The 20,716-nt window shown below is 36.9% G+C and carries 17 protein-coding genes; 12 read left to right on the top strand and 5 right to left on the bottom strand.

What is annotated here, in order from left to right; translation table 11 throughout:
- Positions 1–58 precede the first annotated feature (58 nt).
- The 5 genes from MIC7126_RS0114930 to MIC7126_RS0114905 all read right to left on the bottom strand — a co-directional run bounded on the left by MIC7126_RS0114930 (position 59) and on the right by MIC7126_RS0114905 (position 6,091).
- The gene (locus MIC7126_RS0114930; RefSeq protein ID WP_017653962.1) at positions 59–250 is read right to left on the bottom strand and encodes a YqaE/Pmp3 family membrane protein; all 192 of its coding nucleotides are present in this window, start codon (positions 248–250) and stop codon (positions 59–61) included.
- Positions 251–297: 47 nt separating this feature from the next.
- Positions 298–699, bottom strand: a complete 402-nt coding sequence (locus MIC7126_RS29445; RefSeq protein ID WP_081603033.1) for a phage holin family protein — start codon at positions 697–699, stop codon at positions 298–300.
- Between the two features lie 171 nt (positions 700–870).
- Positions 871–1,194: a 2Fe-2S iron-sulfur cluster-binding protein gene (locus MIC7126_RS0114920; RefSeq protein ID WP_017653960.1), complete on the bottom strand. Its 324-nt coding sequence runs from the start codon at positions 1,192–1,194 to the stop codon at positions 871–873.
- An 18-nt stretch (positions 1,195–1,212) separates the two neighbouring features.
- Positions 1,213–3,372, bottom strand: coding sequence for a Tex family protein (locus tag MIC7126_RS0114915; protein WP_017653959.1), 2,160 nt, complete (start codon positions 3,370–3,372; stop codon positions 1,213–1,215).
- A 553-nt stretch (positions 3,373–3,925) separates the two neighbouring features.
- Positions 3,926–6,091 (bottom strand): GumC family protein, encoded by a 2,166-nt coding sequence (locus MIC7126_RS0114905; RefSeq protein ID WP_017653957.1) that lies wholly within the window; start codon positions 6,089–6,091, stop codon positions 3,926–3,928.
- A 1,400-nt stretch (positions 6,092–7,491) separates the two neighbouring features.
- On the opposite strand from MIC7126_RS0114905, the gene MIC7126_RS0114900 reads away from it, so the two are divergent.
- The 12 genes from MIC7126_RS0114900 (at position 7,492) to MIC7126_RS0114840 (ending at position 20,683) form a co-directional block, all read left to right on the top strand.
- A complete protein-coding gene (locus MIC7126_RS0114900) occupies positions 7,492–8,841 on the top strand; it encodes a glycosyltransferase family 4 protein (protein WP_017653956.1) in 1,350 nt (449 codons plus the stop codon).
- Positions 8,842–9,407: 566 nt separating this feature from the next.
- Complete coding sequence (locus tag MIC7126_RS0114890) at positions 9,408–9,851, top strand: hypothetical protein (RefSeq protein ID WP_420795556.1); 444 nt, start codon at positions 9,408–9,410, stop codon at positions 9,849–9,851.
- Between the two features lie 34 nt (positions 9,852–9,885).
- Positions 9,886–10,728 (top strand): ABC transporter permease, encoded by an 843-nt coding sequence (locus MIC7126_RS0114885; protein WP_017653953.1) that lies wholly within the window; start codon positions 9,886–9,888, stop codon positions 10,726–10,728.
- A 15-nt stretch (positions 10,729–10,743) separates the two neighbouring features.
- The gene (locus MIC7126_RS0114880; RefSeq protein WP_017653952.1) at positions 10,744–12,003 is read left to right on the top strand and encodes an ABC transporter ATP-binding protein; all 1,260 of its coding nucleotides are present in this window, start codon (positions 10,744–10,746) and stop codon (positions 12,001–12,003) included.
- Between the two features lie 9 nt (positions 12,004–12,012).
- A complete protein-coding gene (locus MIC7126_RS0114875) occupies positions 12,013–12,969 on the top strand; it encodes a glycosyltransferase family 2 protein (protein WP_017653951.1) in 957 nt (318 codons plus the stop codon).
- Positions 12,970–13,038: 69 nt separating this feature from the next.
- A complete protein-coding gene (locus MIC7126_RS0114870) occupies positions 13,039–14,007 on the top strand; it encodes a glycosyltransferase family 2 protein (protein WP_017653950.1) in 969 nt (322 codons plus the stop codon).
- Positions 14,008–14,034: 27 nt separating this feature from the next.
- Positions 14,035–15,357 (top strand): glycosyltransferase, encoded by a 1,323-nt coding sequence (locus MIC7126_RS0114865; RefSeq protein ID WP_017653949.1) that lies wholly within the window; start codon positions 14,035–14,037, stop codon positions 15,355–15,357.
- 21 nt (positions 15,358–15,378) lie between these two features.
- Positions 15,379–16,266, top strand: coding sequence for an FkbM family methyltransferase (locus MIC7126_RS0114860; protein ID WP_017653948.1), 888 nt, complete (start codon positions 15,379–15,381; stop codon positions 16,264–16,266).
- Between the two features lie 35 nt (positions 16,267–16,301).
- Entirely contained in the window at positions 16,302–17,450 is a 1,149-nt protein-coding gene (locus tag MIC7126_RS0114855; RefSeq protein WP_017653947.1) for a glycosyltransferase family protein, read from the top strand.
- 45 nt (positions 17,451–17,495) lie between these two features.
- Positions 17,496–18,398 (top strand): glycosyltransferase family 10 domain-containing protein, encoded by a 903-nt coding sequence (locus tag MIC7126_RS0114850; protein ID WP_017653946.1) that lies wholly within the window; start codon positions 17,496–17,498, stop codon positions 18,396–18,398.
- 99 nt (positions 18,399–18,497) lie between these two features.
- Complete coding sequence (locus MIC7126_RS0114845; protein WP_017653945.1) at positions 18,498–19,673, top strand: glycosyltransferase family 4 protein; 1,176 nt, start codon at positions 18,498–18,500, stop codon at positions 19,671–19,673.
- Positions 19,670–20,683 carry a CgeB family protein gene (locus MIC7126_RS0114840; protein ID WP_017653944.1) on the top strand — a complete coding sequence of 338 codons (1,014 nt, stop codon included), beginning with the start codon at positions 19,670–19,672 and terminating at the stop codon, positions 20,681–20,683. The genes MIC7126_RS0114845 and MIC7126_RS0114840 overlap by 4 nt, the downstream gene beginning before the upstream one ends.
- Positions 20,684–20,716: the final 33 nt, after the last annotated feature.

Below are 20,716 nucleotides of genomic sequence, written 5' to 3'. Positions count from 1 at the left end.
TTATCTATTTTAACTGAAATAGGGTGGATCATCTCCACCCTATTTTGCATATCAGGCTTTAGTAAACACTACCGTCTCTGCTTAATTGTTCTTCATGCTTGGCGATTACCCAAACAGCGTGGATGCTACCGGGAAGCCAACCTAAAAGTGTTAATAGAACATTGATGATGAAAGTAGGGCCAACACCAACTGTTAAAAATACACCTAGAGGAGGTAATAACAAACCTAAAAGAAAACGAACTAGTTTCATGATTTTTCTGCGACTATTTTGTGAGTTTAATTAATGCAAGTGGTTATTTATCTGGAAGGTAATTCGCCTGAGGTTTTGATATCTCCGCTGCTCAAAGCCAGATTTCTTTCCGCAAAATATTTAGTGATGAAGGTATTAGCGAAAGATAAAATCACGGGACCAAGAAGAAAAGCGACAATTCCTCGCACTGCGAACCCAGGAACTAGTACGGCCGCTAACCAGAAGCATAAGCCGTTGACGATGAGTGAAAATGCTCCGAAAGAGAGGAAGTTAAGTGGTAGAGAAAAAGTCGAAAGCACGGGTTTCACTGAACCGTTGATGAGTCCAATTACTAAAGCAGCAATCATAGCTGCAGGGAAGTTAGCAATGTTAACACCGGGAACGACTAAATCAACAATCAGCAAGCTTAAAGCTGTAGCTAACGCAGTAAAAAGTGTTGTTGCCCACATGGTTTTTACCTTTAAAAGTTAGAGATGGTTTTTTGGATTTCCTCATTCCATCTTTAACAATCTACGCGGCTCCAACATCTCTTAGAAGATAGATTTGCACTCTACCACTTGGTAGATTATCGAGAAAATCCTCAGCCATAGTTCCCCAATCTCTCACAGAAGCCGTAAGATTTAATGTTGATAATAAAGCGAAGATTTATATAAAACTTGTTCTTGATGAGTTTCTAAAGTGCAGTCAGATAAAGGATAAGTTACACAAGTGACCACATAACCAGCTTGGATTTCCTGGGGACGAAGAAATTTTTGCTCACTTTGGTCAACTTCACCGCTGATGAGTTTCGCTACACAAGCAGAACATTCGCCTTGTTTACACCCTGATGGTAAACGAATACCAACTTCTTCGGCAATGTCGAGAATATATTGATCTTCTGGTATGGGAATAGTCCGGTCTAATTTAATTGCGGGATTAATTAATCGAATGTGATGAACTGTCATCTGCTCTGATTCTAATTTTTATTGTTTAACTAATTTCATTGATAAACTAATCCGTCGCAATTTCTCATTTACTTCTAATACTTTTACTTTCACTACTTGTCCCACTTTGACAATTTTTTTAGGATCATCTACGAATTTATCAGCGAGTTGAGAGATATGCACTAATCCATCTTGATGGACGCCGATATCAACAAAAGCACCGAAGTTAGCCACATTAGTGATGATACCTTCTAATTCCATTCCTACTTGTAAATCTTTAATTTCTGTAATACCTTCTTGAAAGCTGGCGTATTTAAATTCGGCGCGCGGATCTCTACCCGGCTTTTCTAGTTCGCTGAGGATATCGCGCAGTGTGGGTTCACCTACGCTGTCAGTAACGTATTTTTTGAGGTTGGTTTTTTGCAGTTTTTCGGCAATTTGAGTAACTTGATTTAAGGATACATGCAAATCTGCAGCGATCGCTTCTACTAATCCATATCTTTCTGGATGTACAGACGTGTTATCTAAGGGATTTTCACCGTTGCGAATTCGCAGAAATCCTGCTGCTTGCTCAAAGGCTTTTGGGCCTAATTTTGATACTTTCAAAAGTTGGCGGCGATTTCTAAATGCTCCATGTTCGTTGCGATAGGTAACAATATTGTTGGCAATTGTGGGTGTAATTCCTGAAACAAAGGTTAACAATTCTTTAGAAGCTGTGTTTAAATCCACACCAACATAATTAACGCAGCTTTCGACGGTTTCATCTAACTTTTTTTTCAACAATTTCTGATCGACATCATGCTGATATTGTCCCACACCAATTGATTTTGGATCTATTTTCACCAATTCCGCCAGGGGGTCTTGTAGTCGGCGACCGATGCTAATGGCGCCGCGCACGGTAATATCTAAATTGGGAAACTCTTCTATTGCTACTTTGCTAGCAGAATATATAGAGGCGCCAGATTCATTTACCATGACTTTAATCGGTTTATGTTCGATAGATTGTAGCGCTTGGGAGACAAATTCTTCTGTCTCACGGGAGGCTGTACCGTTACCGATCGCTATTAATTCAATCTGGTAATTTACAATCAGGTTTTTGATAGTTTGCGCGGCTTTTGTGCGTTGTTCAGCTGCTTGATGGGGAAACACTGCTTGATATTCTAAAAATTTACCAGTTTGATCTAGTACTGCTACTTTACATCCAGTTCTAAACCCTGGGTCAATGGCGAGGGTGGGTTTCATTCCCGCTGGTGCAGATAATAGTAATTCCCGTAAATTTGTTTCAAAGGTTTTGATAGATTCAACATCAGCATAGGCTTTCTTTTCGGTTATAACTTCTCCCATGAGGGACGCTTTCATCAACCGATTGAATGCATCTTTGAGCATGGTTTGATAAAAGTCACGAATTGCTTTAACTTTGGTTTTAATTTCCTGGGATTCTAAATAGGAAAGTACTACATCTTCGTCAAAGGAAATTTCAAAGTTTAATATGCCTTCAGTTTCTCCTCGACGCAATGCCAATATATTGTGAGGGGCAATATTTTTCACACGATTCTGATAGTTACGGTACATTTCAAATTTTGTTGTCCCTTCTGGATAATCGCCTTTGATGCGAGAGACAAATACCCCTGTTTCGTGCATGTATTCACGGATATATGCCCGTAACTCAGCTTTTTCTGCTACTTCTTCCGCTAAAATGTCGGCAGCACCTTTGAGTGCTTCTACGGCTGTTTTAACTGCTTTTTCTGGAGAAACGTAATTTTCGGCTGCGGTTTCGAGAGTCGCTGACACCGGATTCTTTACATTCAGCGATTTAATCAACTCCGCTAGGGGTTCTAATCCTTTCTCCCTGGCGATTGTGGCGCGGGTGCGGCGCTTGGCTCGATAGGGTAAGTATAAGTCCTCAAGTTCAGTTTTTTGCAGGCAGGATGCGATTTTAGCTTGCAGTTCGTCGCTCAGTTTACCTTGTGTGGCGATCGCATTTAAGATAACTATTTTTCGTTCTTCTAATTCTCTTAAGTAATTATACTTATCTGACAAGTCACGCAATTGGACTTCGTTCATCTCACCAGTGCGCTCTTTACGGTAACGTGCAATAAAGGGAATTGTTGCATCCTCCGCTAAAAGTTCCAGCGCGTTTTGCACCTGATAGGGTTTGAGGTTGAGTTCAGTTGCCAATAATTCAGGAATGTTCAGCATCGAAAGTCTGGAAAAAGCTACTTCTTAAGGTATTATGCAAGATTACTGTCTTATTGCTAGGATAAGATGTTGTGCAAATCTACCTCTGTGCGCTGCTATTATATATAGCGGATTGCGTTTTAATTCTAACTTAATGTAAAATTAACCACAATTTCAATCCGATTATATCAACTCTATACCTTTGATTTCAGAGGTTTGTAAACATGCCTTTGTTTTTTTTGGTCACGCTTTTTGCTGGTTTAATTACTGGCTATTTAGTGAGAAAATCTCATGACGAAATAGCCTGTCTAATTGGCGTATTTGCCGTTATTAGTCTGATTTTTAGTTTAGTCGTAGCACCTTGGCAAATTCAGCTAATATTGTTAATTGTTGTGCTGGTTAGTACTAACAAACTCTTATCCAGCAGGGATTAACAATTAACTTCAGATTTAAAAAGGCGACCAAATGAAACTAACGTAAGTTTGTTAATGGTTATTTGTCAAGAAAAAGGCAAGGGGCAATGTAATAATTAAGCATTGCCTGTTGCCTTCTTTATTCCCACTTTTCGACTTAATTAATAATTGTGGGAATTACCCTTTTGTCCGTTACTAACAACGCCCAAAACATTCACAGAGGCAATTTTCAGATGATCAAGAGCACGTTCTATAATTGTCGAATCTGTCTTGTCAATCCTCACAACTAACAAAATACCATCAGTGTTAGATGCTAAAAAACTAGCGTCAGCCAGCCCAGATAAACAGGGAGTATCATAAATTACTAGGTCGAAATTGTCATGAAAATCTGCCATTATCTGCTTCATATTGGACGAAGCAAGCAACTTTATTGGTTCTGATGTGATGGCACCGGCGGTAATCACAGATAATTGATTGAGCGTTGGCAATTGTTGTATTGTTTCCCCAACTGGTAAGTTACTAGTAATTAAATTACTCAGTCCCCATGAATTATTTAAACCTAGTAATTTATGAATTATAGGTTGGCGTAAATTAGCATCTACTAATAGTACTCGTCGTCCCATGGCTGTAGCTATTTGCGCTAAATGCAAAGCAATTGTAGACTTACCATCACGAGGCATTGCAGAACTAATAATTAGAGAATGAATGGAGCGATCGCTCTCAAGTAATTGTAGATTGCAATACAGCACTTGTAAAGCTTCTAAAAACTCTGGTGAGTAGTTTTTGTAATCTTGATAGGGAATGACAGTTAATTTAGGAATAATTGTCGATGGTGTATTTTTTGACTTAATTTTGCGAATTTTTTTGGAGAAAATTCGATATTGGTTATTGGTAATTTGCTTTTCAAAGGGGATATTTCCTAATAATGGAAATTTAAGTTGTTTTTTTAAAGTTTGGATACTATGGTGAGTACGATCAATTTTCTCAAGCAGCAAAGCAACACCAATTCCACAAACTATGCTTGTACCCAATGCTAATAACAAACTCCTAGCTATACCTGCAACAAAAATGGCTTTTTGTGGTTGTCCTGGTGCTTGAATTAATTGCCAACCAAGTTTTGTTTGTGATATCTGTATTTGCAGGTTTTCTTGAATAGATAGAAACCTATTTAAACTCTCAGTACTAGTTTGTAATTTTCGCTGTAATTCTGCATACTGTCGTGATAAAACCGGCCATTGCTTGCGTTTTTGTTCTAAAATTTTTTCTATTTTCGCTAGCTGTTGACTTTGAAATTCTAGTGCTTGTACCTGAGTTAATATTTCTGCAAACTTGACATTTAAAAAACGCTGTGATTCTTGATTAAGTAACGGTAATAAGCTTTCTCGTTTCTCTTGTAATGTTTGGATAGTTGGATTCTCTGGTTGTAAGCGGCTAGATTCGCTAGAAATTTGCGTATCTAATTGGTGTACCTGAATTAACAATTGCTGATATAGTGCAGCGTTATTCAACGCCGCTATTTCTCCGTCTTTTTGTTTGAGGCTAGTAAAATTAGCACGAGCCTGGGCTAACTCTTGCTCTATTTTTTGTCTCTGTTCAGATAAAGAATTGAATTGAATAGCAATTTGTGAGCCTTGATTTTCAGGATCAAAAAAATCATATTTTTGTCGAAATGTTTGTAGTTCTTGTTGGATAGAATCAACTTGTTTTTGGATAGATGGTAATTTTTTTTCGACAAAATTAATTCCCTGACTCAATTTGCTTTGTCGTTTCTCTGAACTATATTTGATGTAATCTTTAGCAATAGTGTCTAAAACAAATTTCACCTGCTGGGAATCTTGACTGCGATAACTAACTTGTATAATTTTAGTTTCATTTAAACGAGTAATTTTTAAATATTTAAGTAGAAAATCGTAATTGATATCTGGATAACGAACTTGTACCTTTTTAATTATACTACCCATTATTTCTGGGCTTTTCAACACCTGTATCTGACTTTCATAGTCCAGATTAGTCTGTCCTGTATTAGTTTCTTTAATTATCTCTAATGCTTTATTATCTTCATTAACAGGTTCCACTAAGAGTCGAAAATTACCTTCATATTCTGGTGTTTGCTGGCTCAGTTTCATGTTGAGAACGAAAGTTATCATCACAGCAGTAGTTACACCAATAATTATTAGCGATCTCCGCCGCAGCATACTTATAAATTCTCGAACATTTCCATCATCTCTGGGATAATCAAGCGGTGTTAAAGCTGGCTCGTCAACAAATTTAAGGGGAAGTTTGCTTTGGTGATTGTGATTGAAAATGCGAGAGTAATGATTCTCCATAGTTCGATATTCTTTTCAAGAGTGTTAACAACATCCGCGACAAAGTTAATCAATTGTGCTCATCGCTTCTCACAAACTCGTGCATAAACCTAGCCTACAGTAAGCTCCTACTAACTAGAAAATTAAATACTTCATTCTTGGGATAGAAGACAGTATTTTTTTTAATATATGATTAACTTTGTTTGAATAATAGTTGCGCTCTATTAAAAATTTCATAGTTTATATCTGCCACTGGACAGAAGACAAAGATATGGAAGCATAAAAGCAATCATCTATTAATTAGGTATTTAAATTAGATAAAATTTGCTGATATCCATGCAGAAATATGTCTAAAAATTATTATTCTTTTAATCTAAATACTGGTTGCATAATTAAGATTTTCTGGAAAAGATTATTATTTTTTCATGAGATATTTAGTCTTTTTTTAGACATAATTCAATAAGTCTATCTAATTAAAGGCTTACAAGTTTTCTTTCCCTAGGCAGAGGATAAACATATAATTAAAGTAGGATTGACTCTAACTATTCCTATGGTATGAATTAAATTCATCATCCAAGAATTATAAAAATAACTAGTGTCCAATTGCTGTACGAGCTTAAATGATTTTTTATTTTCTGTGCTTAAAATCCCAGTCTGTAAGCAAAAGAATAGATTGAAAAATATTTAGTTCAGCAATAATATGGTTGCTTAAAGTATTAGTTTTTATAATATTATTTTTATTTACTTAGATTAAACTGTTTGATTTATAAAGAATTTGTCAAACAAAATATTGGTTGCATGAATTTTGTATAAAGCATTCACACTAAGTTGAAAAATGATATTATGAAACCAAATTGCATGTAATCGGAAAGTAAAAGCTTAGTATTCAAGTCAAAAGTACATGTAATCCAAAAAATAATTCAGTAATATCTCAATTTCGATTCACTCAGATACTGCCAATTTCTCAGTGGATGGTAATTAAAAGTTGTGGTTAATGTTTTATCCACCTTAGAAATTGAGGAAAATTACTTGGAAGTCTTTAGGGTAGCTTGTCGTGTGAACCATCTTCGTGGCAAAAACTATTTTTTGGTGCTCATGATTTTGCTGATTTAGCTAATTTCTACTTTAAAATAACCAAATCTCCAAAATTCACTGAGTAAAATTTTGTATTAATCGTTGGGATTACGAGCGAGGCTGACAACTAAATTTGTGAGCCTTAAGTAAGGTGTGTACAGTGATTGATTAATACATTAATTAAGAGCGCAATCGGACTTTACAAAAGCACCGTTTGTCCAATAAACCATGAATAGAGAACATGGTAAGCTAACGCAACAGCCATATAGATTATCCCAAGTCATTTCTTAATTCATATCATCCGACATGAGATTTCTCTAGTAAATAGAATACATAGGATACAGCTGATGAGACTTAACAAATGGATTAATCAAAAATTGCTTGAATCCATTTCAAATCGGTTAGAAACAAGGGAACAACATGCTATAAAAACTCAGCAATCTATTAAGTTGTCTGTAATCACTCAATTTTTTCCTCCAGACTATGCGGCCACGGGACAGTTAATAGATGAACTCGTGAAAAACTTAAGCCAACAAGGAATAGATATTGAGGTCTTCACAAGTCAACCAGGATATGCATTTCAATCTTCCCTAGCACCAGCAGTAGAACATTTAGACAGAGTCAGAATTCAAAGATCACGCACTGCTCAACTTTGGCGAGGAAGAATTCGTGGTAAAACTATCAATGGAGTCTTATATACTCTGCGTGCGGCGCTATATATGCTCAGGGCTTGGCGTCGTAGCAATGTATTATTAATAACTACTGCTCCTCCATTTTTGCCAGTAATCGGATATCTTATCCATCTATTGTTCCGACTTCCCTATGTCTGCATACTTTATGATCTCTATCCGGATATAGCGATCGCTCTTGGGGTAATCTCCAAAAGCAACTGGATGACACAATGTTGGCAAAAACTTAATCAACAAATTTGGCTAAATGCTAAGGGAATTGTCGTCCTTAGTCCAGCGATGAAACAGCAAGTAGCAACAAAATATCCGCAAATTGCAGATAAAATTTCTGTGATTCAAAGTTGGGCAGATCCTGAATGGATTATGCCTATTGCTAAAGAAGAAAATTGGTTTGCTTGGAAACATAATCTGGTCAAAAAATTCACTGTTCTCTACTCAGGTAATATGGGGCGTTGCCATGATATGTCAACTATATTAGCCGCCGCCAAGCAACTACAAGATGAACCAATTCAATTTGTATGTATTGGTGGTGGAGCCAAGCGTGATGAGTTAATCACTAAAGTCAAGGCATTAGGATTAAATAACTTCTTATTTTTGCCATACCAAGATAAGCAAGTGTTACCTTATTCCCTGACAGCTTGTGATTTGTCACTTGTAAGTGTAGATGCATCTAGTGAAAGTTTAGTTGTGCCTAGCAAAATGTATTCAGCTTTAGCATCTGGACGACCAATAGCGGTAATTTGTTCGCCAAACTCCTACTTAAGACAGCTAATTTTAGAAGCGAATTGTGGTGGTACATTTGATAATGGCGATAGTCAGAGTTTAGCACAATTTATTCGTCTATTATGTAGCGATCGCCAATTAGCAGAACGTATGGGTAAAGCGGGGCGTCAATATTTGCGATCGCATTTTACACCAAAAATTATTTCTCAACAATACTTTGATGTTTTGCAGCAAGCAATATTACCCGATGAGGTGATAACTATGTCCCAAAGTCATACGCAGTAAACTATAGCCACCAATTAAATATTAGTCAATCAAACTTTTTTGTGCGTATGTCACATTAGCTTTAGCTTGTTTATTAGCAGAGTTTTTAATTGTTTTTCAGGCATTTTCTTATATATTTAAGTCATATGATTGATTGTTAATTAAGTTAATAACTGTAAATTAATGTAATCTCAAGTATCAAGCTTATTCTCAGCTATAGATAGCTATATCATGTTTAATTTATCTTGAATTAACATCAGTTAACTAGGTTTTTACTGAAAACGATAAAATTCATAAAAATAGCAGCCACATTGGCGATACTTTCACTAAACAATCTGTTTAAATATAAACACAATAATTCATTGTTCTTACTCCCAAATGAGCGTCATGTCAATAATTAACTAGCTAACAATCATTGCCTAAATTTCATATGTTTCCTTGATACATCATCTTTTTTCTCACTTCGGCAATAAGTCTCTTTGTTGCCGCAATTATATAAATAAGTACTTGATTTAGGTAACGGGCTTTGATGGTCATTTTGATCTCAGTCCTGCCAACATAACCTTCCGGAAATTGTTTATTAGTTGATGTGGGAGGTAGAATTGCTCAGAAGGTGTGACCGAAATCGTAACCGCTCAAAACGCCGGAATATATATTGTCCGCTCCATAATTGCTATCTTCATAGCATGAGTAAAAAATATCAACTATTTGCCGATAGAGCAGGACAATTGCAACAGCGAGGTATGAGTCGGCGGAATGCATTAATTTTAGTAAAAAACCAAACAACAGTACTTATAGAAGGAGAATGGTTAGAAGCATTTTGGTGCGATCGCTGTCAGCAAACCAAATGGTATCACGTCCGTAAACGCGATGAACGCACCTATGAACTAACATTAGCTCCACACCAACTATGGCAGCAAGTAGCAGGGGTAATTAATCCTCAAGGTAACTCTTCTGTAGGGGAATTTACTCGCAGACATGCAAGACTGCTTAGTAATCACAGCCTCAAAGATTTCCATTTTGGAGATTAAACGTTTAACGTATTAATCTTTCAATTAATAATTTATGACTAATCAAAAAATTATTCCCAAACACGAATTAATAATTGCAGCAGGACGCACAGATCATCAATATTGGTATGACATGTGGCGCTATCGTGAACTACTCTACTTTTTAGCTTGGCGCGATATTTTAGTCCGTTACAAGCAAACATTAATTGGTATAGCTTGGGCATTAATTCGACCATTTCTCACCATGGTAGTCTTTACCATTGTATTTGGACAGTTAGCAAAATTACCTGCAGACGGAGTACCTTATCCAATTTTAGTATTTGCAGCTATGCTACCTTGGCAGTTTTTTGCTAATGCTTTAAGTGAATGTAGTAGCAGTTTAATCAGCAATGCTAACTTAATTTCTAAAGTTTATTTTCCCCGTTTAATTGTGCCTATTAGTGCAGTAATTGTTAGTTTTGTAGATTTCATGATTTCTGGCATGATTCTCTTAGGATTAATGGCTTGGTATAACTATATTCCTAGTTGGCGGATACTTACATTGCCATTATTCATTGCTATAGCTTTTGCTGCATCGATGGGAGTGGGACTATGGCTAGCAGCATTAAATGTAGAATACCGAGATTTTCGTTATGTAGTCCCATTTATTATGCAGTTCGGTTTGTACATTTCTCCTGTAGGCTTTAGTAGCAGTATTGTTCCCGAAAACTTACGTTTGCTATATTCAATCAACCCCATGGTGGGTGTAATTGACGGCTTTCGGTGGGCAATTTTAGGTGGAGAATCAAAGCTTTACTGGCCAGGATTTATGCTTTCTCTGGGATTAGTATTCCTATTACTAGTAAGTGGGATTTGGTATTTTCGCAAAACAGAGCGAACATTTGCTGACATAATTTAGTGAGGAGTGAATTACGTGTCTGATACAGTTATTCGCGTAGAAAATTTAGGAAAAAAGTACATTATTAATCATCAATCAGAGAGACAAGGCACTTATAAATCCTTACGAGAATCTATCAGTAATCAGGCAAAATCTTTAAGTAAAAACTTTTTTAAATCTTTTGGTAAGGAAATATCTCATCCAGACCGTGAGGATTTTTGGGCTTTGAACAATGTCTCATTTGAGATTAAACAAGGCGAAAGAGTTGGCATTATCGGGCGCAACGGAGCGGGTAAATCAACTTTATTAAAGATTTTAAGCCAAATTACAGAACCCACAACCGGATGCATCAATATTCAAGGTAGAATCGCCAGTTTACTAGAAGTGGGAACGGGGTTTCACCCGGAGTTAACCGGACGAGAAAATATTTATCTCAATGGTGCAATTCTAGGGATGAGTAAGGCAGAAATTAAACATAAATTTGATGAGATTGTGGCGTTTGCAGAGGTGGAAAAATTTTTAGATACACCTGTTAAGCGTTATTCTTCCGGTATGTACGTCCGGTTAGCATTTGCAGTCGCAGCGCATTTGGAACCAGAAATTTTGGTGGTGGATGAAGTGTTAGCAGTTGGCGATGCTCAGTTCCAAAAAAAGTGCTTAGGTAAGATGGAAGATATCAGCAAACATGACAAACGAACGATTATTTTTGTTAGTCATAATATGGATGCTATTCAAACTGTATGCACACAAGGAATTTTATTAGAAAATGGTAGAGTTAAGCAACAGAGTGATATATATTCTATTATGCATTCATATAATCACTTAAATATAGATTCCAGTATTAATTGTGTAAAAAATCTGCTGATATCAAAGAATTTGCTACTAAAATCATTTAGCTATAGTTTTTATCATAACGAATTGGAATTTTCCCTCAAAATTAGTTCTCAACAAGAACCATGTCATATTTTATCAGCAGTAATTTTACTATACACACTCACAGGGACGAGGTTAACATTAATTGATATAGGCAACAAAGAAGGTGCAAAAATTTCATTAAATGCCAACCAAACTATAGATTTTCAGGGTAGAATTAAAGACCTATGCCTTATAGCTGGGCATTATAAATTAGGTTTCGCAATTCAAACATCACATGGATGGATTGATAAATACCAAATACTGGATCTCTTGATAGAAGAAGAATTATCAACAGATGAAAATACAACAATATTTAAATATTCTTCTGACGTCAAGGGAGTTATAAAATTAAAATATAATTGTGAATATTCAATAATTTAAATATTTTGTATGGACTCTTCTATTGCAGTTTTAATTACGTATTATAACGAAAAAGAATTACTAACAGAATGCCTAAATTCAATTCTAAAACAGTCTGATATTCCTGAAGAAATTCTCATTTATGATGATGCATCTCCTGCACCCGCAGAAAACTATATTCCTCACGGCTACGCTATTCAGGTAATTAGAGGAAAAACCAATCGAGGGCCAGCGTTTGGACGCAATCAGCTACTGAAATTAAGTCAGAGTGAATATGTTCATTTTCAGGATACAGATGATTTATTTCAACCTACTTGGTGTCAGCAAGTACGCTCTGTTATTGAAGCTAGTAAGCGAGATATAATTCTAACTGAAATCTCTTCATATAGGGAAGGAAAGCTAGTATCTGAAAAAGTGATGGGTATCGAAAATTTATTAAATATTGGCGACTTAGTGCAATTTGGCTTTACAGGTTCTATTTTGGTACCATCATCAACTTTTCGCAGAGAGCTAGCTTTAAAAATTGGAGGATATCTAACTAGAGAAATTCTCCCTCAATCGGAAGATTTTGATTTTCATATCCGTCTGGCTGCTACAGGTGCAACTTATATGGTGATACCAGAAGCATTAATTATTCAGCGTCTGCGTCTCAATAGTCACAGCCAAAACCAGAAGCTATGCTTGACTTCAACAATTAAATCAATTCGCTTGTTATCGCAACAACTACCTTCAAAATATCTCCCAGATATGGCAGAAGCCAGTGCTAAAATAGGTTCTCAACTTTTCACTATTAATGCTTATGAAGAAGCGCGGGAAGCTTTTGAACTAGCTTGTTATTTCGGCAGACCAAAATTTTTACATCGTCATCGACTCTATCGGTTAATTTCCAAAATAATAAATCAAGAAACTGCCGAGTATTATGGAGTTTGGTATAGGCGAATCGTACCAAATTTTTTACGAGATTTTATAGGTAAACAAATTTTTTAAGCAAAGCTAAAATTTATTTTCCTAACAATTAGTTTAACTATTTAATTTTTCAAAAACACAGGTATAAGTATGGAATTAACACCCTTAGTTTCAGTAATTGTGCCTTGTTATAATGCCGAAAAATTTCTAACTGAAACTCTAGAAAGTGTTTTTAGTCAAACCTTCCAAGATTTAGAAGTAATTGTTATTGATGATGGCTCGACTGATAATACTCCTAGCGTAATTCGTTCTTTTGGTTCGAGAATAAGAGCTAATTTTGGCGCAAATCGTGGCGCAAGTGCAGCACGTAACCAAGGTACTATGCTAGCTAAAGGTAAGTTTATTCAATACTTAGATGCTGACGATATTTTAACAGCCAATGCTTTAGAAAAAAAAGTGAAAGCTTTAGTGAACAACGACGCTGACATAGCTTATACAGACTGGCAATATTTAGAAGAAGCGAAAGACGGCAAATTTTATTTAGGCAAAATTGTTGCTAGAAAAATTGAGGATGTTGATGCTAATCCACAGATTGCATTGTTGACAGACTTTTGGGCACCACCTGCAGCTTTACTTTACCACTGTCGGATTGTAGAAGCGATTGGATCTTGGAATGAAACTTTGCCAATTATTCAAGATGCTCGCTTTTTGTTAGATGGGGCTTTAGCTGGGGGAAAATTTATTCATGTACCTGGTGTTCAAGCAAATTATCGAGTTCACATAACTGCTACTAGTTTATCGCGCCGTAATTTAGCTAGTTTTGTGCGAGATTGTTTCCACAATGCTTGTCAAGTAGAAGAAATATGGAAAGCAAATGGTGGATTAACGCATAAACAACGTGTCGCATTAGAGAATGTTTACGGACAAACAGCTCGATTCTTTTTTGAGTACGATCGCCTAAAATTTTCTCAAGTTCTTGCTAAAATTCATCACCTCAATCCACAATATCAGCCTTCAAAACCAAAAGCTCTGCAACAGCTTTCCAAATGGTTTGGTTATGAACAAGCTGAAGCGATCGCTTTAACTTATCGTCGTGCTAAACGAATTTTTGCCAAATAAAATTTCCATTTCAACTATTCTACTAACGTGAAAATCATTCAAGTCCCTTTCTGTTTCTATCCTGATCCTGTAGGCGGTACTGAAATCTACGTTGAGGCTTTGTCCCATAATCTACAACAACAAGGAATTGAAATTTTAATAGCAGCTCCTGGAGAAGTCAGTCAATCATATATGCATAACCAGCTAAAGGTGCGCCGTTTTGCAGTAGCGAACAAAATCAAACATCTCCAGGAAATTTATGCAACAGGAGATCCACAAGCTGCTTTTGAGTTCAGCCTTATGATCGAAACCGAACAGCCTGACATCGTTCATGTTCATGCTTTCACCAGTAGCATTTCCCTGCGGCTAGTACAAACTCTCAAACAACGGCGAATCCCCGTAGTGTTTACCTACCATACTCCCACAGTCAGCTGTTTACGGGGAACATTGATGCAATGGGGAACGCAGATATGCGACGGCAAACTAGATTTACATACTTGCACCCAGTGTACTTTACAAGGGTTGGGACTAGATCAAACTAGCGCTAAAGCAATTACTCATCTACCGTCCCAATTAGGAGCCTGGCTAGGTGGCTGGAATTTACAAGGGGGAGTATGGACAGCCTTACGGATGAAGAAATTAGTGAGTCTTTGCCATGAAGCCCTACATGCAATGTTCTCTGAAGCTAATCATATAGTTGCGGTGTGCAACTGGGTCAAGGATATCTTATTACTCAATCATGTTCCATCAGATAAAATTAGCGTTATTCGTCAGGGAGTGTGTCACAACCTACCTGAAAAATTCAATTTTTGCTCGCATAATAATACTTCAACTCTCAAAATTGCTTTCTTGGGTAGGCTTGATCCCACTAAAGGAATTCATATTCTCATCACCGCCTTGCAAACAATACCTGAATTACCAATTAGTTTAGATATCTATGGCGTTTCTCAAAGTACCAATAGTAATACATATCAACAGGAATTGCAAACTTTAGCTATCAACAACTCACGTATTACTTTTAAACCTCCAGTACCATCTGAACAAGTGATCACAACCTTAAAAGGCTATGATTTGTTGGCTGTTCCATCTCAATTGTTAGAAACAGGGCCGATGGTAGTGTTGGAAGCTTTCGCTGCTGGAATTCCAATACTCGGTTCTAACTTGGGTGGTATTTCTGAACTGATTCAGTCTGAGGTCAACGGTCTTTTAGTAGAACCCAATTCTGTGACTGCTTGGAGTCAAGCCCTACAGCGACTATGCCTAAATAAGGCTCTAATACCGCAGCTTAAATCTGGTATTCAGCCTCCTCAAAAAATAGAAACAGTAGCAGATCAGATGCTGTCAATTTATCACGCCGTATTACAAAACTAGTCTATCAACAAGGAGTTGATTATGTTGAATAAATTATTACAGGAAAAATTTTTCGTCCAAAAGCTTGAACATTACTTTCAAGAACTCGGCTTGTGTTTCCAAATGGGAGCCAATTTGCATAGCAGTTTGAGGCTGGCTATAGCTACATTACAGTTTCATATTAATAATGCTTTAAATATTACGCCATCATTAGAGCAGTTAGCTCCTGAATCTTATCAAGTTCAAATAGGCAGCTATTGTACTGATTTATGGCTCAGGACATATGCTGGTGATTTATTTGTTTTATATGAAATATTTCTTGATGGCTGTTACCACATACCTAAATCTTGGTTACAAGAAGCAACATGCATTGTTGATTTGGGAGCTAATGTGGGCATAACTTCGCTCTTTTTTACAACTTATTTTCCTCAAGCTAAATATGTTTTAGTTGAACCTTCAACGAGTAATTTTTCAGTATTAAAACGAAATGTATCATGGCTAGAGCAATGTAACCAAGCCCAAGTAATTGAAGGTGCTGTGAGTAATTTTTCAGGTGAGTTAAAGTTTTGTAATTCCCCGTGGAGTTGGGGAGGGTATCTCGATAATAACTCAAGTGAAGAAACAATTGTTCGTAGTTATACGATGACGGAAATTATGCAATTATCCGGGTTAAACACGATTGATATTTTAAAAGTAGATATTGAAGGCGCAGAAAAACAGCTATTTAGTGAGCAAAATGAGTGGTTAAAAAACGTCAAACTCATTATTGCGGAATTGCATGATGGATATTCAATTGAGCAGTTCCAAAAAGATTTAGAGCCAATGAATTTTACAGTTGTTCCTCCCAATCCTCAATACGGTAATCTAATGATATGTGCTTTATCTCCGGAGATATTAAATAATCAAAAGCAATTCGCTACACAAAGCTAAAATTTACCAATTTCCAGAGATAAAGTAATAACACAATGGGCAATAAGCAAAAAATCATCTACGTTCAATACACCAACCCTGCAGGTTATCCACCTTTAGAGCATAGTTCTCACATTTTTGCAAAAAAAGGTTGGGAGGTGCTATTTATGGGCACTGATGTATTTGGTTTATCGGCTTTATGTCTGCCATGTAATTCTGATATCACAGTGCAATTAATGCCATCTTGTCCGGCTGGTTGGCGACAGAAATTGCATTATTTACAATTTGGTTTTTGGGTATTGTTTTCAACTTTAATTTGGCAACCACAATGGGTATATGCTTCTGATTTGCTATCTTGCCCTGTAGCTGTGATATTGAGTTTTTTACCTAACATTAATGTTGTTTATCATGAACACGACTCACATAACAGTACAGCTAACAGTTTGTTCATTCAATTGTGTTTAACTGCTCGAAAATGGTTAGCAAAGAGAGCTAAAATATGCATTCTGCCGAATCAAGAACGGGTTAAAAAATTTGCTTTAGATACCAGCACTCAACACAAGCTTTTTTGTGTATGGAATTGTCCTGCTCAAGCGGAGGCGAATCTTGAGCGTCCATTTTTTGAAAGAAGTGGATTACAAATTTTATATCACGGCTCAATTGTGCCATCTCGACTACCAGTAACTGTACTTCAAGCTTTAGCACTACTGCCGAATACAGTCAAATTACGTATCATTGGTTATGACACACTCAGCTATCTCAACTATATGCAACACTTAAAAGAAATAGCTGATCAAATTGGCGTTAGCAACCAAGTTGAGTTTGTGGCTGCTATGCCTAGATATGAACTTTTGAAATGGTGTCGAGAATGTGATGTAGGGTTGGCATTTATGCCGACAGATAGCAATGACATGAATATGCAATACATGGTTGGCGCTTCTAACAAACCCTTCGACTACCTCGCTTGTGGGTTAGCACTGTTAGTTTCAGATATACCTGAATGGAAGCAAATGTATGTAGAACCGGGTTATGGGTTTGCTTGTAATCCTCTTGATCCAGAAAGTATTGCTACTAATTTGGCATGGTATTTGTCACATCCAATGGAAATGAAAGCAATGGGCGATCGCGGTAGAAAACGTATCTTAGATGAATGGAATTATGAACAACAATTTATCAAAATAATTGATAAATTATCTGATTTTTAATTATCCCCTTTTTGCTTGCATCTGATTAACAATTAAAAAAAGTTAATGCTCAAAATCCATCTTCTTGGAGCACCTAAACCGACAAATTGGAGTGATCCACGCATTGAATTTGATCCGGCGATTCCTTTAAAAGATAGCGATGGCTTATTGGCTTGGGGTACGATTACTCGTGAATTCTTGTGCTATCGCGGTTCACGCGCATGGTATTTAGATGAACCACTTTCACACAGCATGTTCCGCACTCCATTATTTAAAACAGCTTTACGGAATCTCGGTGAGCATGAATTTTTGCATCACTCAAACCCTAATCCAAAGTTTCGATTACCTTCACCAACACACTACGGTGAAGCCACGCTGTCCGCACCGTGCGAGCGCAAAAACTCTGCGATCGCGGTTGTTACAAATTTTGGTGGGCGATTATGGTGGTTTCGCTCTGGCGCCAGACTTCGTAACGCATTCATTCTTCATCCCAATGTTGAATTATTTGGCGATATTAATTCATGGAAAAACTTTCGGCGTTGGCCATGGTCTAAACCTTGTCAACCATCGAATTATTGTGGTCAAATTAAAAGCGATTGGCGCTTTTCTGAACAAGTAAATTTGCTCGCACACTATCAAAGAGTAGTTTGTTTTGAAAACTCATCTTTGCCATACTATTTTACAGAAAAATTCGTTAACGCAGTGCGAGCCGGATGTGTACCTATATATCATGCTCACACAACGGTGAAGAATACAATTTTGCCAGGAGCCAGATGGATTGATCCAGCAGATTTTAATTTTGATGTCTCTGCGACCCTGGCTGCGGCTGAGAAGTGCGATGTAGAAAAATTCCGCAAACAAAACTATCAGTGGTTACAAAAAGAGCAAGTAAAAGCTACCAATGGCTATCGCATTTGGTCTCGAATAGCAGATCTTTTTGTTGAACAAATATTGGGAAAAGTAACTTAAGCAAAAAAAAATAAATCTGATCAATTATCAAATTCTTTGTTCTCTTGTGGGCGAGGAATTTTAATTAGTGAATTTATCTCACAAATACTTACAAACATCATGCTGACAGTTATTGAAACACATCCAATTCAATATCGGGCACCTGTATATCAAATTCTCAGCAGTCAATTTAATATTCCGCTAACGGTCATTTATGGTTCAGATTTTAGTGTTGTGGGGTATCAAGACCAAGAATTTGGCACAAAATTTGCTTGGGATATTGACCTGCTGTCGGGATATTCATCACATTTTTTATCTCAAGTAAAAAATGGCGGAATGCAATCTCTAGAGACAATTTATGAGCAAGGATTGACAACAGCATTGCAAAAAACCAAACCACAAGCTTTGTTGATAACAGGTTATAATCATCGTCTTTATCGAGCAGCTTTTTATCATGCTTGCAGAGATAAATATCCTATTATTTTTCGCGGAGAAACCACTGACCATGCAAGAAAGCGAAGTTTAATCAAGGCGAAGCTACGAGATTCAATTCTCAGTTGGACTTACCGCAGATGCGCTAAGTTACTTTATATTGGTCAACACTCCAAAGCTCATTTTCAACGCCTAGGATGTTTAGATCAGCAACTAATTTTTTCCCCTTATTGCATTAGTACGAGTCCTTTTCACTGCAATGAGGTGGCTCGCTCATATCTGCGTCAAGAAACACGTCAAAATTTAGGCATTTCTGAAAAGCAAATTGTCTTGCTTTTTTCTGGCAAACTTAGTAGTAGAAAAAGACCAGATTTACTTTTGCAAGCAGTTAAACTATTATCTCCAGAAATTCGCACTCAAATAGCAGTTCTTTTTTTAGGAGACGGAGAGTTAAAAACAGGTTTAGAAAATTTTTCCCGAAGTTCACCAACAGTAACAACTCATTTTTTAGGGTTTCAAAACCAAACTCAACTTAGTCGCTATTACCATACGGCTGATTTATTGATATTACCAAGTCAATATTCTGAAACTTGGGGTTTGGTTGTTAATGAAGCGTTACATCACGGTTTACCTGCGATTGTATCTCAGGCTGTTGGTTGTGCGCCTGATTTGGTGAATCCTGGTGTGACTGGAGATATTTTCGAGACAGATTCGGCTTTAAGTTTATCTGAAGCTATTGAGCGATCGTTATCATTGATTCACAGATATGATATTCGCTTACAGTGTCGCCAACAAGTGAGTGCTTATTCTGTGGTTAAGGCTGCAGAAGGTATTGCCAAAGCTTATACTGAAGTCATAGCATGAAACTTTTAATTGTGGGCTTGTTTCATGGAACACATATAGGAAGCGCTTTTTTAAAAGCTGCTCAAACTCTGGATTTAAATCCTAGCTTTTTAGTGAGTGAAGCAGCCTATAGCGCGCCGATGTGGCTGCAAAGAATTAATTGGTATTTACGAGGAAAATATCCATCAAAATTGCAAGCCTTTAGTCAACAAGTTGTGGAGAAATGTTTAGTTATTCAACCGAATTTACTTTTGACTACTGGTATTGCTCCTATTAACAAACAAGCATTACAGCAGATAGGAAATATGGGCATTAAAAAAATTAATTTCCTCACAGATGACCCTTGGAATACAGCCCATTATGCTGCTTGGTTTTTACAAGCATTGCCTAATTATGATATGATTTTTTCTCCCCGGAGTGCCAATATTCATCAGCTTTTAAAAGCAGGATGTGCGAGTGTTCATTATTTACCTTTTGGGTTTGATCCTGAGTTTTTTTACTCCGAAAATTCCCTAAATTCAACAGCACAAAAACATTATACTTGCGATGTGGTATTTGCTGGTGGTGCTGATAGCGATCGCATTAAATATATCTCAGCGCTGATTGAGTCAAAAATCAACGTCAACCTCTATGGTGGTTATTGGGAAAAATATCCGCAAACAAAAGCATATACTCGCGGGTTAGCTGATATTCCCACATTACGTCAGGCGATCGCTTCTGCAAAAATTGCTCTTTGTTTGGTTCGCAAAGCTAATAGAGATGGAAACTGTATGCGAACTTTTGAAGTTCCCGCAATAGGAACCTGTATGCTCACTGAAGATACCCAAGAACATCGAGAAATTTTTGGAGAAGAAGGAAAAGCAGTCGTTTATTTCAATACAATTCCTGAGATGGTAAAAAAAGCTCAATGGTTACTCAATCACGACGCTGAACGTCAACGGCTAGCAGATAATGCTCATGCATTGATTACCCAAAATCGACACACTTATAAACATCGTCTAGAAACAATATTGTCTTTAACAGGAAACTAAAATAAGTAGTTGTTTGTAACTTAATTTAACTCA

Source organism: Fortiea contorta PCC 7126, from assembly GCF_000332295.1.
GTDB lineage: Bacteria > Cyanobacteriota > Cyanobacteriia > Cyanobacteriales > Nostocaceae > Fortiea > Fortiea contorta.
Note: the sequence above shows the minus strand (reverse complement) of the source record. Positions and strands in the feature narration are given on the sequence as shown.

What these genes read in the sequence shown, in the direction of transcription:
- MIC7126_RS0114905 (WP_017653957.1), bottom strand. Translation starts at nt 6,091, where the DNA reads ATGGAGAATCATTACTCTCGCATTTTCAATCACAATCACCAAAGCAAA.
- MIC7126_RS0114860 (WP_017653948.1), top strand. Translation starts at nt 15,379, where the DNA reads ATGTTGAATAAATTATTACAGGAAAAATTTTTCGTCCAAAAGCTTGAA.
- MIC7126_RS0114915 (WP_017653959.1), bottom strand. Translation starts at nt 3,372, where the DNA reads ATGCTGAACATTCCTGAATTATTGGCAACTGAACTCAACCTCAAACCC.
- MIC7126_RS29445 (WP_081603033.1), bottom strand. Translation starts at nt 699, where the DNA reads ATGTGGGCAACAACACTTTTTACTGCGTTAGCTACAGCTTTAAGCTTG.
- MIC7126_RS0114900 (WP_017653956.1), top strand. Translation starts at nt 7,492, where the DNA reads ATGAGACTTAACAAATGGATTAATCAAAAATTGCTTGAATCCATTTCA.
- MIC7126_RS0114920 (WP_017653960.1), bottom strand. Translation starts at nt 1,194, where the DNA reads ATGACAGTTCATCACATTCGATTAATTAATCCCGCAATTAAATTAGAC.
- MIC7126_RS0114845 (WP_017653945.1), top strand. Translation starts at nt 18,498, where the DNA reads ATGCTGACAGTTATTGAAACACATCCAATTCAATATCGGGCACCTGTA.
- MIC7126_RS0114840 (WP_017653944.1), top strand. Translation starts at nt 19,670, where the DNA reads ATGAAACTTTTAATTGTGGGCTTGTTTCATGGAACACATATAGGAAGC.
- MIC7126_RS0114930 (WP_017653962.1), bottom strand. Translation starts at nt 250, where the DNA reads ATGAAACTAGTTCGTTTTCTTTTAGGTTTGTTATTACCTCCTCTAGGT.
- MIC7126_RS0114870 (WP_017653950.1), top strand. Translation starts at nt 13,039, where the DNA reads ATGGAATTAACACCCTTAGTTTCAGTAATTGTGCCTTGTTATAATGCC.
- MIC7126_RS0114875 (WP_017653951.1), top strand. Translation starts at nt 12,013, where the DNA reads ATGGACTCTTCTATTGCAGTTTTAATTACGTATTATAACGAAAAAGAA.
- MIC7126_RS0114855 (WP_017653947.1), top strand. Translation starts at nt 16,302, where the DNA reads ATGGGCAATAAGCAAAAAATCATCTACGTTCAATACACCAACCCTGCA.
- MIC7126_RS0114850 (WP_017653946.1), top strand. Translation starts at nt 17,496, where the DNA reads ATGCTCAAAATCCATCTTCTTGGAGCACCTAAACCGACAAATTGGAGT.
- MIC7126_RS0114885 (WP_017653953.1), top strand. Translation starts at nt 9,886, where the DNA reads ATGACTAATCAAAAAATTATTCCCAAACACGAATTAATAATTGCAGCA.
- MIC7126_RS0114890 (WP_420795556.1), top strand. Translation starts at nt 9,408, where the DNA reads ATGTGGGAGGTAGAATTGCTCAGAAGGTGTGACCGAAATCGTAACCGC.